10 protein-coding genes are annotated in these 15,655 nt (G+C 68.9%); 7 read left to right on the forward strand and 3 right to left on the reverse strand.

Annotated elements, in window-relative coordinates; translation table 11 throughout:
- Nucleotides 1-31: 31 nt before the first annotated feature.
- A complete protein-coding gene (locus tag G5B46_RS06110) occupies nucleotides 32-2,197 on the reverse strand; it encodes an outer membrane beta-barrel family protein (RefSeq protein ID WP_165257017.1) in 2,166 nt (721 codons plus the stop codon).
- A gap of 403 nt (nucleotides 2,198-2,600) precedes the next feature.
- Here G5B46_RS06110 and G5B46_RS06115 point away from each other — a divergent pair, with 403 nt between their 5' ends.
- From G5B46_RS06115 to G5B46_RS06130, 4 genes are all read left to right on the forward strand, one after another.
- Nucleotides 2,601-4,037, forward strand: a complete 1,437-nt coding sequence (locus G5B46_RS06115) for a sugar porter family MFS transporter (protein ID WP_165257019.1) — start codon at nucleotides 2,601-2,603, stop codon at nucleotides 4,035-4,037.
- A gap of 321 nt (nucleotides 4,038-4,358) precedes the next feature.
- Nucleotides 4,359-5,993, forward strand: coding sequence for a family 43 glycosylhydrolase (locus G5B46_RS06120; RefSeq protein WP_165257020.1), 1,635 nt, complete (start codon nucleotides 4,359-4,361; stop codon nucleotides 5,991-5,993).
- Nucleotides 5,994-6,133: 140 nt separating this feature from the next.
- The gene (locus tag G5B46_RS06125) at nucleotides 6,134-7,015 is read left to right on the forward strand and encodes a rhamnogalacturonan acetylesterase (RefSeq protein ID WP_165257021.1); all 882 of its coding nucleotides are present in this window, start codon (nucleotides 6,134-6,136) and stop codon (nucleotides 7,013-7,015) included.
- 42 nt (nucleotides 7,016-7,057) lie between these two features.
- Nucleotides 7,058-7,741 (forward strand): hypothetical protein, encoded by a 684-nt coding sequence (locus tag G5B46_RS06130; protein WP_165257022.1) that lies wholly within the window; start codon nucleotides 7,058-7,060, stop codon nucleotides 7,739-7,741.
- Nucleotides 7,742-7,763: 22 nt separating this feature from the next.
- Here G5B46_RS06130 and G5B46_RS06135 read toward each other — a convergent pair whose 3' ends face one another.
- Nucleotides 7,764-8,360 (reverse strand): TetR/AcrR family transcriptional regulator, encoded by a 597-nt coding sequence (locus G5B46_RS06135; protein ID WP_058347813.1) that lies wholly within the window; start codon nucleotides 8,358-8,360, stop codon nucleotides 7,764-7,766.
- Between the two features lie 191 nt (nucleotides 8,361-8,551).
- Here G5B46_RS06135 and G5B46_RS06140 point away from each other — a divergent pair, with 191 nt between their 5' ends.
- Genes G5B46_RS06140 through G5B46_RS06150 form a run of 3 tightly spaced genes read left to right on the forward strand, consistent with a single transcriptional unit; the run spans nucleotide 8,552 to nucleotide 14,354 of the window.
- Nucleotides 8,552-9,706, forward strand: a complete 1,155-nt coding sequence (locus G5B46_RS06140) for an efflux RND transporter periplasmic adaptor subunit (RefSeq protein WP_165257023.1) — start codon at nucleotides 8,552-8,554, stop codon at nucleotides 9,704-9,706.
- A gap of 12 nt (nucleotides 9,707-9,718) precedes the next feature.
- Nucleotides 9,719-12,913, forward strand: a complete 3,195-nt coding sequence (locus tag G5B46_RS06145; protein WP_165257024.1) for an efflux RND transporter permease subunit — start codon at nucleotides 9,719-9,721, stop codon at nucleotides 12,911-12,913.
- A 1-nt stretch (nucleotide 12,914) separates the two neighbouring features.
- Nucleotides 12,915-14,354, forward strand: a complete 1,440-nt coding sequence (locus tag G5B46_RS06150) for an efflux transporter outer membrane subunit (RefSeq protein ID WP_165257025.1) — start codon at nucleotides 12,915-12,917, stop codon at nucleotides 14,352-14,354.
- A 159-nt stretch (nucleotides 14,355-14,513) separates the two neighbouring features.
- On the opposite strand, the gene G5B46_RS06155 is transcribed toward G5B46_RS06150, so the two are convergent.
- Entirely contained in the window at nucleotides 14,514-15,653 is a 1,140-nt protein-coding gene (locus tag G5B46_RS06155) for an aspartyl beta-hydroxylase (RefSeq protein WP_165257026.1), read from the reverse strand.
- Between the last annotated feature and the right edge of the window lie 2 nt (nucleotides 15,654-15,655).

Genomic DNA, 15,655 nt, shown 5'->3' on the forward strand with positions numbered 1-15,655 from the left:
GCCACCTCCCCCTTCAGGGGGAGGATCGCGATCAGCCCCCGACAGCGCCCGAGCCGAAGTCGAACTGCTCGGGCCGCGGCTTGCCGCCGCCGAAGTTCCAGGTGAAGCCGAAGAACACCGCCCGCACGTTGGCCGTGCGCAGGGTGACGTCCTTGAGGGTCGGCGTGTCGGTGACGGCCTTGTCCTCGAAGCTGTCGAGCGCGTCCTGCACGGTCACGACGAACGACAGCTTGTCGTTGACCTTCCGGCGATAGCCGAGATTGACCATCTGGAACGGCTCGCGGTGGCCCTGCGCGGTAAGGCGCTTGCCCGAGGTGAAGGCGTTGATCTGGAAGAAGTCCTTCGGGGTGGCCTGCCAGTTCAGGTTGGCGCGGCCCGACAGCGTGGTGGCCGAGCGCGTGCCCGAGAAGCCGAGGTTGCCCGCGTCGATCTCGTTCCAGAAGGCGTTGGCGCTGACGTTATAGGTGATCTTGGGCGACAGGCGGCCGTTGGCCACCAGTTCCAGACCGCCGTTGCGGCTCTTGTTGAGGTTCTCGCGCGTGGTCAGCAGCACGCCGTCGCCGAGATCGCGGACCACGTCGGTGACCACGCCCTCGCTGCTGCGGTAATAGGCGGTGGCCAGGTAGTAGGCCGGGCCCTTGCGGTACTGCCAGCCCAGCTCGAAGGAGTCGGTCACCTGCGGCTTCAGGTAGGGGTTGCCCGCCCGGTAGTTCTGCGGGTCCTGATAGACGCGGTAGGGGTTGAGGTCCTGCACCTGCGGGCGCTGGACGCGGCGGCTGTAGCTGCCCTTGAAGGTGTTGTTCTGGTCGACCGTGTAGCCCAGGTGCAGGCTGGGATAGACCTTGAAGTAGTCGTTCTCGAAGGTCTGGCCGCCGGTGACCTGGTTGCCGTTAATCTGCACCTGCTCGGCGCGCAGGCCGCCCTGGGCGGTGAAGTCGCCGAACGCCTTCTCGTAGGTGATGTAGCCGGCATAGACGTCCTGATCGAACAGGAAGCGGTTGGTGCGGGCCGGGTCGACCGTCTGGGCGCTCCACGAGGTCCCGGTCGAACCGTGGTTGTCGTAGTCGTTCTTCACCCATTCGAAGTCGAGGCCGGTCTTCAGCGTGCCGCCGCCGACGTTCGGCTGGGCGTAGTCGGCCTTGAAGTTCGTCCGCTCCTGGTCGGCGCCGAAGCCGAACAGTTCGTAGGCGTCGGCGCCGGCGCTGTAGTCGGTGAAGGCCGTGGAGCTGCGCGAGAAGTCGGTCTGCTCGTATTCCAGGTGCGCGGTCAGCTGGTGTTCGGAACCCTTGAACTGGTGACGCCAGTCGGCGCTGACGCCCTTGTTGTCGCGCTTCATGGTCGCGTCGGTGTCGCGCGTGTAGTCGGGGAAGGCGCCGGTGGTCTCGTAGGTTTCGCCGCCCGTGGTGTCGAACTGCATGCGGCGGTATCGGACCTCGCCGCTCAGGCGGTCCTTGGGCGTGACGTCGTAGTCGATCCCGCCGCGCAGGTTGACCATGTCGCCGTCGTTCTCGAAGGCGCCGTCCTGGCTGCTGGTCCCCGCCGCCGTGGTGCGGTCGATGGTCTGCCAGGCCTTCTGCTGCTCGTGGCGGAAGCCGGCGTCGCCCGACAGGGTCAGCTTGCCGTTGACGTAGTTGCCGCTGATCCCGCCGTTGTAGCGGCCGTCGGTGCTGGCGTTGCCGCGCAACGACCCGGTCGCGCCGGGCTTGCGGGTCTGCTTGGTGACCAGGTTGATGATCCCGGCTGTGCCGTCCGGGCGGAAGGCGGCCGAGGGGTTGGTCATCACCTCGACCCGGTCGATCTGGTCGGCCGGCATGGCCTGCAGCGCATCGCCGCGACCGTCGCCGTTGAACATGCCCGAGGGCTTGCCGTCGATCAGGATGGTGACGTTGGCGTCGCCGCGCAGGCTGACATTGCCCTGCACGTCGACCTCGACCGAGGGGATGTTGCGCAGGGCGTCGGCGATCGAGCCGGTGCGGGCCGACAGGTCGTTGGCGACGCTGTAGCTGCGGCGGTCGATCGAGCTGCGCATGGCGGTGTTGTCGCCGGTGACGGTCACGCCCTCGACGGCGGCCGGCGCGGTCTTGGGGGCAGACGCCGGACCGCCCTGGGCGGGCGCCGGCGCAGCCGTCTGGGCCAGCGCCAGGCAAGGCGTCGCGACGATGGCGGCGGCGGAGAAAAGGATGGTCTTCAGGCGCAAGGCGCGTCCCCCGAGGCAGGCTCGTCGAGGCGCCGCGAGCGGACGGTCCGCGCTGGTCTCGACCTCCAGCGGTAAAGCGCGGCCGGCTTTCCGGGGCAAATTTCTTTTCGGCAATGTTGCAGTGGCGCCGCCCAGCGTGGCGCCGCTGCAACGGCTGCACGGCGCGACCCCGTTCTGCGGAAGTCAGGCGGAATGACAACGTTGCCATCGCCCCTTGCGAGCGCCGCCGGACCTGACACTATCGCGCGGCAAAAGCGGCGGCGGGCGCGGCGGGAATCCCGCAAAAACGGCCGCTTGCGTGCTGATACCGGTAACACTAAGGTCGCCGGCAACCAAGGTCCCTACGGGGGCGCGTTAGGGATCAAAGCAGGCTCCGGAAGGAGCCAGTTCGGGGAGGACTCCAGTGGCATCAGTTTCCAGCGCCGGGCCAAGCGCCGGCATGAGCGCCGACGGCGCGAAGGTCAACATGGCCTTCGTCGCCGCCATCGTGGCCGTGGCCACCATCGGCGGCTTCATGTTCGGCTACGACAGCGGCGTCATCAACGGCACGCAGGAAGGCCTCAACAGCGCCTTCAAGCTGACCGAGTTCGGCACCGGCCTGAACGTGGCGGCCATCCTGATCGGCTGCGCCATCGGCGCCTTCGCCGCCGGCCGCCTGGCCGACGTCTGGGGCCGCCGCACCGTGATGATCATCTCGGCCCTGCTGTTCGTGATCAGCGCCCTGGGCACGGGCGCGGCCCACACCTCGACCATCTTCGTCATCTTCCGCCTGATCGGCGGCCTGGGCGTCGGCGCCGCCAGCGTGCTGTGCCCGGTCTACATCTCCGAAGTGACCCCGGCCAACATCCGCGGCCGCCTGTCGTCGGTGCAGCAGATCATGATCATCACGGGCCTGACCGGCGCGTTCGTGGCCAACTACGTGCTGGCCCACACCGCCGGCAGCTCGACCGCCGACTTCTGGCTGGGCCTGCCCGCCTGGCGCTGGATGTTCTGGATGCAGGTGATCCCGGCCGGCGTGTTCTTCTTCGCCCTGCTGACCATCCCGGAAAGCCCGCGCTACCTGGTCGCCAAGGGCAAGGACGCCCAGGCCGAAGCCATCCTCTCGCGCCTGTTCGGCCCGGGCACGGGCGCGGCCAAGGTCGCCGAGATCCGCGCCTCGCTGAGCGCCGACCACAAGCCGAAGTTCTCCGACCTGCTGGACCCGGTCACCAAGAAGATCCGTCCGATCCTGTGGGCCGGCCTGGTCCTGGCCATCTTCCAGCAGTTCGTCGGCATCAACATCGTCTTCTACTATGGCTCGGTGCTGTGGCAGTCGGTGGGCTTCACCGAGGACGACAGCCTGAAGATCAACATCCTGTCAGGCGCCCTTTCGATCCTGGCCTGCCTGGCCGCGATCGCCCTGATCGACCGCATCGGCCGCAAGCCGCTGCTGCTGATCGGCTCGGCCGGCATGGCCGTGACCCTGGGCGTCCTGACCTGGTGCTTCTCGACCGCCACCACCGTCAACGGCGCCCTGCACCTGGACGGCACGGTGGGTCCGATCGCCCTGGTCGCCGCCAACCTCTACGTGATCTTCTTCAACCTCTCCTGGGGTCCGGTCATGTGGGTGATGCTGGGCGAGATGTTCCCCAACCAGATGCGCGGCTCGGCCCTGGCCGTCGCCGGCTTCGCCCAGTGGATCGCCAACTTCGCCATCTCGTTCAGCTTCCCGGCCATGGCCAAGCTGAGCCTGTCGGCGACCTACGGCTTCTACGCCGCCAGCGCCGTGGTTTCGTTCTTCCTCGTCCAGAAGCTGATCCACGAGACCCGTGGCAAGGAACTGGAAGCGATGGAGGGCTGATCTTTCCAAGAACCTCCCCCTCTGGGGGAGGCGACCGCGAAGCGGTCGGTGGGGGGAGGAAGGCCACCGCTTGGGCGGCTGAAAACTTCCCCCCACCGTCGCCTTCGGCGACACCTCCCCCACGGGGGGAAGTTCCTAGATCCAATAAACGCCCGGGAGCCCCGCTCCCGGGCGTTTTCTTTTGCCCGCGTTCCTGACAGCGTTATCGTCGGAAAATGGGCAATGACACCGGTAGACAAAGCCGCATTCCGCCGCTTAAGTGACCGGTAACAAGCCGACGTGGCGTCAGTTCGCGCGGCCAGTACCCGGGAAGGAAAATTCATGGCCGACCTCAGCCGACGCGGAGCCCTGTTGCTGACGGGGGGCTCGCTTCTGACCGGGGCCGCCGCCGCGGCCGCCCTGCCCTCCGCCGCTGCGGCCGAAGGCGTGGGCTCCCTGCCCGCCAAGCCCAGGTCCGGCCCGACCTGGACCAAGGGCGTCGAAGGCCAGCGCAAGGCCGACCTGGGCGACGGAACCTTCCTCAATCCGATCCTGGCCGGCGACCGGCCCGACCCGTCGATCCTCAAGGACGGCGACGACTACTACATGACCCACTCGTCCTTCGACGCCTATCCGGGCCTGCTGATCTGGCATTCGAAGGACCTGGTGAACTGGGCGCCGGTGGGCCCGGCCCTGAAGACCAACATCGGCTCGGTCTGGGCGCCGGAGCTGTGCAAGCACCAGGGCCGCTACTACCTCTACATCCCGGCCAAGTTCCCCAAGAACAACACCAGCTATGTGATCTGGGCCGACAAGATCGAAGGCCCCTGGTCCGAGCCGATCGACCTGAAGCTGCCCGGCTACATCGACCCCGGCCACATCGTCGACGAGAACGGCGAGCGCTGGCTGTTCCTGTCGGGCGGCGACCGCATCAAGCTGGCGCCCGATGGCCTGTCGACCGTGGGCAAGCCCGAGCACGTCTACAACCCCTGGCGCTATCCGGACGACTGGGACGTCGAGGGCTTCTCTCCCGAAGGCCCCAAGGTCATGAAGAAGGGCGAGTACTTCTACATGATCACCGCGGTGGGCGGCACGGCCGGCCCGCCGACCGGCCACATGGTCATCGCCGCGCGGGCCAAGTCGCTGGGCGGCCCGTGGGAGAACCACCCGAAGAACCCGCTGGTGCGCACCGTCGACAACGCCGAGAAGTGGTGGTCGCGCGGTCACGCCACCCTGGTCGAAGGCTCCGGCGGCGAATGGTGGACCGTCTATCACGGCTATGAAAACGGCTTCTGGACGCTGGGCCGCCAGACCCTGCTGGCCCCGGTGACCTGGACCAAGGACGGCTGGTTCGACATCGGCGGCGGCGATCTGGCCAAGCCGATCAGGAAGCCGAAAGGCGGCAAGGCCGTGCCGCACGGCATGGCGCTGTCGGACGACTTCAGCACCGACAAGTACGGCGTGCAGTGGAACTTCTTCGACCCCAAGCCGGGCGAGCAGGACCGCATCAGCCGCTCGGGCGGCGTCCTGACCCTCAAGGGCGCGGGCGAGGCCCCGTCGACGGGCTCGCCCCTGATCTTCGTCAACGGCGACCAGGCCTACGAGATCGAGTGCGAGATCGAGATCGATCCCGAGACCCGGGCGGGCCTGATCCTGTTCTACGATCGCCAGCTCTATTGCGGCCTAGGCTTCGACGCCAAGAACTTCGTCACCCACCAGTACGGCATCGAGCGTGGGCGGCCGGCCAATCCGCATGGTTCGAAGATGCTCATGCGCCTGCGCAACAACCGCCATATCGTCGCCTTCCACACCTCGGGCGACGGCGGCAAGACCTGGAAGCGGTTCGACCGCGGCATGGAGGTCAGCGGCTACCACCACAACGTCCGCGGCGGCTTCCTGATGCTCAAGCCGGGGATCTACGCCGCCGGCAAGGGCTCGGCCCGGTTCCGGAACTTCAAGTACCGCGCGCTGGATTAGTCGTTCAGATCCTCCCCCTCTGGGGGAGGTGGCCCGAAGGGCCGGAGGGGGCCGCCCGCAGGGCGGCTTCCCCCTCCGTCGCTCCGCGACAGCTCCCCCAAAGGGGGAGCATCTTCCTTCCTCAGACCTCGGAGCCCGACATGCGCCTGAAGTCCCTCCTCCTCGCCGCCGCCCTCGTCGCCGCGCCCTTCGCCGCTTCGGCCCAGGCTCCGGCCGCCGAACCCGAGCCGCCGATGTTTCGCGCCGTGAAGATCGTGCTGATCGGCGACTCGACCACCGCCGTGATCGGCGGCTGGGGCCCCAGCTTCTGCGGCCAGCACCTGACCTCGTTCGCCGCCTGCATCAACCTGGCGCGCGGCGGCCGCTCCAGCGGCAACTACCGCACCGAGGGCTCGTGGCGGCTGGCCATGAAGGAGATCGCCGCCGGCGGCTTCCAGGACACCTATGTGCTGATCCAGTTCGGCCACAACGACCAGCCGGGCAAGCCGGGCCGCTCGACGGACCTGGCCACCGAATATCCCGCCAACCTCAAGCGCTATGTCGAAGAGGTGCGGGCCGCCGGCGGCAAGCCGGTGCTGGTCACCCCGCTGACCCGCCGCCAGTTCGAGGGCGGCAAGCTGATCGACGACCTTGGCCCCTGGGCGCAGGCGACCCGCAAGGTCGCCGCAGAGACCAAGACCCCGCTCGTCGACCTGCACGCCAAGTCCTACGCCGCCGTCCAGGCGATGGGCGCGGCCGAAGCCACGCGTTTCGCCCAGCAGCCGCCCCCGGCCGAGGTGCTGGCCGCCGCCAGGACCGGCACAACGATCAGCGCCCAGCCGGCGGCCCCGCCCGCGCCGGGCGCAAGCCCCGCCAAGCCCCCGCAGGCCCAGAACAACGCCGCCGTCGAGCCGATGGGCCAGGCCAAGCTGTCGTTCGACTACACCCACCTGGGCCGCGACGGCGCCGACTACTTCTCGAAGATCGTCACCGACGAACTGGCCGTCGCGGTTCCGGCCCTGCGACGGTATCTGGTGCCGTAGCGCGGCTTGCCGAGCAGAGCCCGACCGTGGGATCGTGGCGCCATGTCGCGACGCGATCCCCACACCTTCCTGGATACGCTCGGCCTGGCCGGAGACGGCGACGACATCGACCTGCTGCGCGAGATCGAGGCGTCGTTCGGCGTCGCTTTCGATGACGAGGCCGGCGACTGGCGCACTGTCGGCGATCTCTATTGGGCGCTGGTGCGGCGGGTCGGAACCGACGAGGCCGGCCTGTGCGCCACCAGCATGGCGTTCTACGCACTGCGCGGCGCGCTGGAGCAGCAGGGCAGGACCGATCCGCGCGCGGGTCCCACGTCGCGCCTCGCCACTCTTACCCGCCTGCCGCCCAAGCGCCTGTACGCCTCGCTGACGCGGGAGCTCGGCCTGAAACTGCCCGCGCCGCCAAGCGGCTGGGCGGGAACCCTGGGCCTATGCCTGTGCCTTGCGGCGGCGCCCGGCGCCGTCGTCGCGCTGTTCCAGCCCGCCCTGTGGCCCTGGCTGGCGGCCGGCGTCGCGGCCGGCGTCGCGCTTCTGCGGCTCGACCCGGGCGCCTATGGCGAGCTTACCCTAGGCGATCTCGCCCGCGAGACTGCGGCCCGCAACAACGCTCGTTTCGTCGCCAAGGGCGCAGATACGCGCCACGAGGCGGTGTGGCGCGCCCTGCGCGACCTTCTCGCCGCCGACGGCCACCAGAACGTCGGCCTGGAGACCCGGCTGATCGCCTGATCCCGTCGGCAGCGGAAACCGCTTACCCCAGAAGGCAGGTCAAAACCGACTTCATCACCGTGGCCATGGCCTGGCGATCCTGTTCGGGGTGGTTGACGCTGCGGATGACCAGGCCGTCGAACATCGCGCCGATCATCTCGGTGCGGGCGGCGAACTCCTCGTCGCTCCATTCGGGCTTGCGGCTGCGCTCCAGCATCTGGCTGGCCAGGGCGCGCTCCTGATCGTCGGCGGCGCGGACGATGGCGGCGACCTTGGGATTGCGCGACGCCTCGGCCATCACCTCCAGCACCAGCGGCGCACGCCGCGGGTCGTAGCACTTGCTGACCGCCTCATCGATGTGATCGAGCATGGCGTCGAGCAGCGTGCCCGGCCGGCTTTCCAGCTCGGCGAACTTCTCGCGCATCTCGGCCAGGTCCTGGGCGACGATCGCCGCGACCATGGCTTCCTTGTTCTCGAAGTAGCGATAGATCTGGCCCACGCTCAGGCCGGCGGCCTTGGCGATCTCGGCCATGCTGGCGCCATGGAAGCCGGCCTGGCGCACAACATCGCAGGCCGCATCCAGGATCTGTTGCCGCCGCGCCTCCGGCGTCGGCTTGGCGCTTGAACTCACGTCGACCATCGAGCGGTCCCGTTCTCCATTACATTTCCGTCAGGTCAACCGAGCCGGCAGGACGGGGTGTTGACTTCGCCTTACCCCGGGCCTATGTCCAGCGCAATTGAGAATGAACGTTCATTCTCAAATTGTTCATCATAGGCGCGTCGTCAAGGGGACCTCCCCCCCTGCGGCAGCCTGTCGCTCCGGGGATATCCATGGCTATCAAACGTCCGCTCGCCGCTTCGGCGGTTCTTCTGGCGGCTGTCTCGCTCACCCTCGCCGCCTGCGGGCAAGGCAAGGGCGGAGCCGCGGGCGGCATGGGCGCGGGCGGCCCCACGCCCGTGGGCGTGGTGGTCGTCAAGACCGAGCCGGTGACCCTGACCAGCGAACTGCAGGGCCGCACCTCGGCCTACCTGGTCTCGGAAGTGCGTCCCCAGGTCGGCGGCATCGTGAAGGCCCGCCTGTTCCAGGAAGGCTCCTACGTCCGCGCCGGCCAGCCGCTCTACCAGATCGAGCCGGCGACCTTCCAAGCCCAGGTCAACAGCGCCCAGGCGGGCCTCGCCCAGGCCCAGGCGACCTACACCGCCGCCAAGCTGAAGGCCGACCGCTACAAGGAACTGGTCGCCGTCAACGCCGTCTCCAAGCAGGACAACGACGACGCCCAGGCCGCCGCTCAGCAAGCCTCGGCGAACGTCGCCGCCCAGAAGGCCGCGCTCGACACCGCCCGCATCAACCTGGGCTGGACCCGCGTCGTCGCCCCGATCTCGGGCCGCATCGGCAAGAGCTCGGTGACCCCCGGCGCGCTGGTCACGGCCAGCCAGGCCACGGCGCTGGCCACCATCCAGAACCTCGACAAGATCTATGTCGACCTGACCCAGTCGTCGGCCGAGCTGCTGCAGCTGCAGCGCGACCTGGCCGGCGGCCAGCTGGGCCGCTCGGGTTCGGCCCAGGTCAGCCTGAAGCTGGAAGACGGCTCGACCTACCCGGTCCAGGGCCGCCTGGAGTTCGCCGACGTCACCGTCGACCAGACCACCGGCTCGTTCGGCCTGCGCGCCACCTTCGACAACCCCAACGGCGCCCTGCTGCCGGGCATGTACGTCCGCGCCACCCTCGGCAAGGGCGTGGCCTCCAACGGCGTGCTGATCCCGCAGGCCGGCGTCAGCCGCGACCCGAAGGGCAACGCCACGGTCACCGTGGTCGGCGCCAAGGGCGTGGCCGAGGTTCGTCCGATCACCGTCGGCCAGACCGTCGGCGACAAGTGGCTGGTCACCTCCGGCCTGAAGGTCGGCGATCAGGTCATCGTCGAAGGCCTGCAGAAGGTCCGTCCTGGCGCGCCCGTGAAGCCCGCCGTCATCACCGCTCAACGCTAAGGCCGGCCCCAAATGCTGTCCCGTTTCTTCATCGACAGACCCATCTTCGCATGGGTGGTCGCGATCGTGATCATGCTGGCGGGGGCGCTCGCCATCCGCACGCTGCCGATCGCCCAATACCCCGAGATCGCCCTGCCGCAGGTCTCGGTCTCCGCCAACTATCCGGGCGCCTCGGCCAAGACGGTCGAGGACAGCGTCACCCAGGTCATCGAACAGAAGATGAAGGGCCTCGACGGCCTGGATTACATGTCGTCGACCAGCGACAGCTCGGGTTCGGCCACGGTCACCCTGACCTTCAAGGCCGGCACCGACATCGACATCGCCCAGGTGCAGGTCCAGAACAAGCTGCAGACCGCCACCGCCCTGCTGCCGCAGGAAGTGCAGCAGCAAGGCCTGACGGTCGCCAAGTCGGCCCGTAACTTCATGATGGTCGTCGGCCTCTATTCGGAGAACGACAAGACCACCAACACCGACCTGGCCGACTACATCGCGTCCAACATCCAGGACCCGCTGAGCCGCGTCGACGGCGTGGGCGAAGTGCAGCTGTTCGGCGCCCAGTACGCCATGCGCATCTGGCTCGACCCGAACAAGCTGTCGTCCTACAGCCTGACGCCTTCCGACGTGTCGGCGGCCATCCAGGCCCAGAACGCGCAAGTCTCGGCCGGCCAGCTGGGCGGCACGCCCAACCTGCCGGGCACGGGCCTGAACGCCACGATCACGGCCCAGTCGCGCCTGCAGACGCCCGAAGAGTTCGAGAACATCATCGTCAAGAACAGCACGGGCGGGGCTCTGGTCCGCCTGCGCGACGTCGCCCGCGTCGAGCTGGGCGCCGAAAGCTACGTCTCGACCGCCAAGTTCAACGGCCGTCCGGCCGCCGGTCTGGCCATTCGCCTGGCCCCCGGCGCCAACGCCCTCGACACCGCCAAGGCGGTGAAGGAGCAGATGGCCACGCTCGAGAAGAACTTCCCGGCCGGCTACAAGTACGTCGTTCCCTACGACTCCACGCCGTTCGTGGAACTGTCGATCCACGAAGTGATCAAGACGCTGGTCGAAGCCATCATCCTGGTCTTCATCGTCATGTTCCTGTTCCTGCAGAACTGGCGCGCCACGCTGATCCCGACCATCGCCGTCCCGGTCGTCCTTCTGGGCACCTTCGGCATCCTCGCGGCCTTCGGCTACTCCATCAACACCCTGACCATGTTCGGCCTCGTGCTGGCCATCGGCCTGCTCGTCGACGACGCCATCGTCGTGGTCGAGAACGTCGAGCGGGTGATGAGCGAGGAGCACCTGTCCCCCGTCGAGGCCACGCGCAAGTCGATGGGCGAGATCACCGGCGCCCTGATCGGCATCGCGCTGGTGCTGTCGGCGGTGTTCGTGCCGATGGCCTTCTTCAGCGGCTCGCAAGGCGTCATCTACCGCCAGTTCTCGATCACCATCGTCTCGGCGATGATGCTGTCGGTCGTGGTCGCCCTGGTGCTGACGCCGGCGCTCTGCGCCACCATGCTGAAGCCGCACGACCGCGCCCACGGCGAGGCTCTGCGCACCGATCATCCGGGCCTGCTGGGCGCGGTGATCAACTTCTTCAACCGCTTCTTCAACTGGTTCAACCGCAGCTTCAACGACGTCTCGGGACGCTATCAGGGCGGGGTCCGCAAGATCCTCGGCCGCAGTGTCCGCTGGATGGCCATCTACGGCGTGATCATCCTGGTCATGGGCCTGCTGTTCGTCCGCCTGCCCAGCGCCTTCCTGCCGGAAGAAGACCAGGGGATCATGATCACCCTCGTCCAGCTGCCGCCGGGCGCCACCGAGGAACGCACCCTGGGCGTCCTCGACCAGGTCCGCAGCCACTTCATGGACGAAGAGAAGGACGCCGTGCAGTCGGTGTTCACCGTCTCGGGCTTCAGCTTCAGCGGCGCGGGTCAGAACGCCGGTCTCGCCTTCGTCCGCCTGAAGGACTTCGACGAACGCAAGGCCGCCAATCTGAAGGCTCCGGCCGTCGCCGGCCGCGCCATGGGCAAGTTCCTGCAGATCCGCGATGCGATGGTGTTCGCCGTCGTGCCGCCGGCCGTGCCGGAACTGGGCACCTCGTCGGGCTTCGACTTCCAGCTGCAGGACATCGGCGGCGTGGGCCACGACGCCCTCACCGCGGCCCGCAACCAGGTCCTGGGCATGGCTGGCCAGGATCCCAACCTGGTCGGCGTGCGTCCCAACGGCCAGGAAGACACCCCGCAGCTGAAGATCGACATCGACCAGGCCAAGGCCGGTTCGATGGGCCTGACCACGGCCGACATCAACGCGGCGCTCAGCGCGGCGTGGGGCGGCTCGTACGTCAACGACTTCATCGACCGCGGCCGGGTGAAGAAGGTCTACATGCAGGCCGACGCGCCTTACCGCATGAAGCCCGAAGACCTGAACAACTGGTACGTCCGCAACAGCAGCGGCCAGATGGTGCCCTTCTCGGCCTTCGCCACGACCCGCTGGGTCTACGGCTCGCCGCGTCTGGAGCGCTACAACGGTCTGTCGTCGATGAACATCCAGGGCGCTCCGGCCCCGGGCAAGAGCTCGGGCGACGCGATGAAGGCCATGGAGAAGATCGCCGCCCAGCTGCCGGCCGGCATCGGCTACGAGTGGACCGGCCTGTCGGCCCAGGAACGTGAAGCGGGCAACCAGGCTCCGGCCCTGTACGCGATCTCGATCCTGGTGGTGTTCCTGCTGCTGGCGGCCCTCTACGAGAGCTGGTCGATCCCGCTGTCGGTCATCATGGTCATCCCGCTCGGCATCGTCGGCGCCCTGCTGGCGACCACCCTGCGCGGCCTGTCCAACGACATCTACTTCCAGGTGGGCCTGCTCACGACCATGGGCCTGGCGGCCAAGAACGCCATCCTGATCGTCGAGTTCGCCAAGGAGATCTTCGAGCGCACCGGCAACCTTGTGGAAGCCACGCTGGAAGCCGTCCGCATCCGTCTGCGTCCGATCATCATGACCTCGCTGGCCTTCGTCTTCGGCGTGCTGCCCTTGGCGATCTCCAACGGGGCCGGTTCGGGCAGCCAGCACGCGATCGGTACGGGCGTCATCGGCGGCATGCTGTCGGCGACCATCCTGGCGATCTTCTTCGTCCCGCTGTTCTTCGTGATCGTCGAACGGATCTTCAAGCCCAAGCCCCGTCACCACGACGAGGCCCCCGCCACCCCGGTGGAAAGCCACTGAGATGCTTCGTAACCTGACCCTCACCCTGCTGGCGGCCAGCGCCCTCACTGGTCCCTTGGCCGCCTGCACCATGGCCCCGAAGTACGAGCGACCGGCCCTGCCGGTCGCCACCACCTGGCCCACGGCTTCGGCCAACGGCCAGACGGCTTCGGCCGGCGACCTCGCCTGGAAGCAGGTGTTCGAAGACCCTCGCCTGGCGGGGACCATCGACCTGGCCCTGGCCAACAACCGCGACCTCCGGGTCGCGGTGCTCAACATCGAGCAGGCCCGCGCCACCTATCGCATCCAGCGCGCGGCCCTGCTGCCGACGGTCAACGGCACGCTCTCGGGCACCAAGAGCGAGACCCCGACCGCGGCCTCGGGCTTCGGCTCGGCGATCGGCGGATCGGGCTCGCTGGAGATCGAGAACTACAACGCCACCGTCGGCGTCACCTCGTACGAGCTCGACATCTTCGGGCGCGTGCGCAGCCTCAAGGACCAGGCGCTGCACAGCTACCTGGCCACCGAGGAGACCGCCCGGGCGACGCAGATCAGCCTGATCGCCGAGACGGCCAACGCCTGGCTGACCCTGGCGGCCGACCAGGACCTGCTGGCCCTGGCCAAGGACACGCTGAAGAGCCGTGAAGACAGCCTCGCCCTGGCCCAGCGCCAGTTCGACGTCGGCGCGGCCTCGCAGCTGGACCTGCGCACCTCGCAGACCCTGGCCGAAACGGCCCGGGCCGACGTGGCCACCTACACGGCCCAGGTCGAGCGCGACAAGAACGCCCTGCGCCTGCTGGTGGGTGCGGAAGTTCCGGCCGACCTGCAGCCGGCCGGCGGCCTGATCACCGCCCAGATCCTTCCCGATCTGCCGGCGGGCGTGGCCTCGGACGTGCTGACCCGTCGTCCCGACGTGCTGGCGGCCGAGCACAGCCTGATGGGCGCCAACGCCAACATCGGCGCGGCCCGCGCGGCCTTCTTCCCGCGCATCAGCCTGACCGGTTCGTACGGCAGCGCCAGCGCCGACCTCGACGGCCTGTTCAAGAGCGGCACCAAGAGCTGGAGCTTCGCGCCCAGCATCAGCGTGCCGATCTTCGCCGGCGGGGCCAACAAGGCCGGGCTGGACAGCGCCAAGGCCGGCCAGAAGATCGCCGTGGCGACCTACGAGAAGACCGTCCAGACGGCCTTCCGCGAGGTCTCCGACGCGCTGGCCACCCAGGCCACCATCGGCGACCGCCTGGCCGCCCAGGAACGGGTGGCCGCCGCCGCCGCCGACACCGCGCGACTGACCAAGCTGCGCTACGACCGCGGCGTCGACAGCTCGCTCGTCCTGCTCGACGCCCAGCGCACGCAGTACACGGCCCAGCAAGGCCTGATCAACGCGCGCCTGGCCCGGGCCAGCAACCTGGTCACGCTCTACAAGGTCCTCGGCGGCGGCGCTCCCGCCAGCAAGGGGTCCTGAACTGATCGGGGAGGGTAAGGCCCCTCCCCCAACCGATCCCCGCGCGACGGTGCGGGGCTGATCGCGGCGGCATCCCCCCGGACACGCCGCGACCGGAAGGGGCGCATCACCCCCCCAATCCCAGATGCGCCCCTTCCACCCTTATTCCCTTCCCCACAGTCAGATCCGACCGCCCGACGCCGCCTCCAGCCGCGCGTGCAGGCCGTCCAGCCGGGCCGCGCAGGCCGCCCGGATCGCCGGATCGACCTCGGCGCGCTTGGCCGCGCCATCCGGCGCGAACGCCCGCTCGGGCGTCTTGGCGTCGATCCTGGCGGCCGCCGCCATCGCCTCGCGCTCCGCCGCCTCGGGGCGCCAGCCGAAATGCGGCAGCACTCGCCCAGCCACCGCCTCGGGCAGCATCGCATAGTTCACCAGCAGCCCCGCCTCGTCGGCCGCAAGCGCCGCCAGCATCGCCTCGCCGATCGCCGCCAGCACCGCGGCCTGGTAGTCGGCGTCCGGCGTCGCCGGCTGCGCCAGGCCGAACACGGCCGGCGCCACCACCTGGGGAACCATCTGCATGCCCGGCGAGCGGGCGTGCGAGACCATCACCTCGGCCGGCGCGCGGTAGAGGTGCAGCCAGGGCGACTGCGGAAAGGCCTCGCGGAAGAGGTCGAAGGCCAGGGCGTGCCAGCAGTCCAGCTTGAGGAACAACCGCTCGTCCCCCGCGCCGCGCGCCCGGCCCAGCGCCGCCACGACGCCACGGAGCAGAATGACCTTGCGATCACGGGGCAGGTCGCAGCGCACGACGTGGTCGATCGGCGCGGCCTCCGACAGCACGGTCGCCCCCGACGGCGCCCCCAGCATCCGGCCAAGCAGGGTCGAACCGCAGCGCGACATGTGGAAGACGAGGCCGTCGGGGGCCGGTCCCGCCAGCCCCTCCAGCGCCGACAGCGGCGTGCGCAGCCGCAACAGCCGGTTCAACGGCAGCGACCAGACCTTGGGGACGCTCTCGCCGAAGAACGACTCCGCCAGCCGGCGCGCGCCGAAGAAGGCCCAGTCGACCGCGTCCTCGCCGGGCGAGACGGCGACCGGCAGCCATCCGGCCGGCGGCGCGGCCCGACGCGCAACCACGGTCCGCCTGACCAGTCGCTCGGCCAGGCCCGGGGCGGCCAGCCCCCAGCCGGCGGCCACAGCCTGCGCCTCGCGGACGAAGTCCTCGTCGCGGAACAGCTCGGCAAGCCTGGCGCAGGCGACGACGTCCTCGGCCAGCCGCGCCATGAAGGCTTCCAGGTCCCGCGTCGCGTCCGCCGTAAGTTGCATGC

It is taken from the genome of Caulobacter sp. 602-2 (genome assembly GCF_011043625.1).
In the GTDB taxonomy this organism is placed as follows: Bacteria; Pseudomonadota; Alphaproteobacteria; order Caulobacterales; family Caulobacteraceae; genus Caulobacter.

Bases quoted from the DNA above. Each gene is read 5' to 3' on its own strand.
- G5B46_RS06120 (WP_165257020.1), top strand. From the start codon at position 4,359: ATGGCCGACCTCAGCCGACGCGGAGCCCTGTTGCTGACGGGGGGCTCG.
- G5B46_RS06125 (WP_165257021.1), top strand. From the start codon at position 6,134: ATGCGCCTGAAGTCCCTCCTCCTCGCCGCCGCCCTCGTCGCCGCGCCC.
- G5B46_RS06130 (WP_165257022.1), top strand. From the start codon at position 7,058: ATGTCGCGACGCGATCCCCACACCTTCCTGGATACGCTCGGCCTGGCC.
- G5B46_RS06135 (WP_058347813.1), bottom strand. From the start codon at position 8,360: ATGGTCGACGTGAGTTCAAGCGCCAAGCCGACGCCGGAGGCGCGGCGG.
- G5B46_RS06140 (WP_165257023.1), top strand. From the start codon at position 8,552: ATGGCTATCAAACGTCCGCTCGCCGCTTCGGCGGTTCTTCTGGCGGCT.
- G5B46_RS06145 (WP_165257024.1), top strand. From the start codon at position 9,719: ATGCTGTCCCGTTTCTTCATCGACAGACCCATCTTCGCATGGGTGGTC.
- G5B46_RS06150 (WP_165257025.1), top strand. From the start codon at position 12,915: ATGCTTCGTAACCTGACCCTCACCCTGCTGGCGGCCAGCGCCCTCACT.
- G5B46_RS06155 (WP_165257026.1), bottom strand. From the start codon at position 15,653: ATGCAACTTACGGCGGACGCGACGCGGGACCTGGAAGCCTTCATGGCG.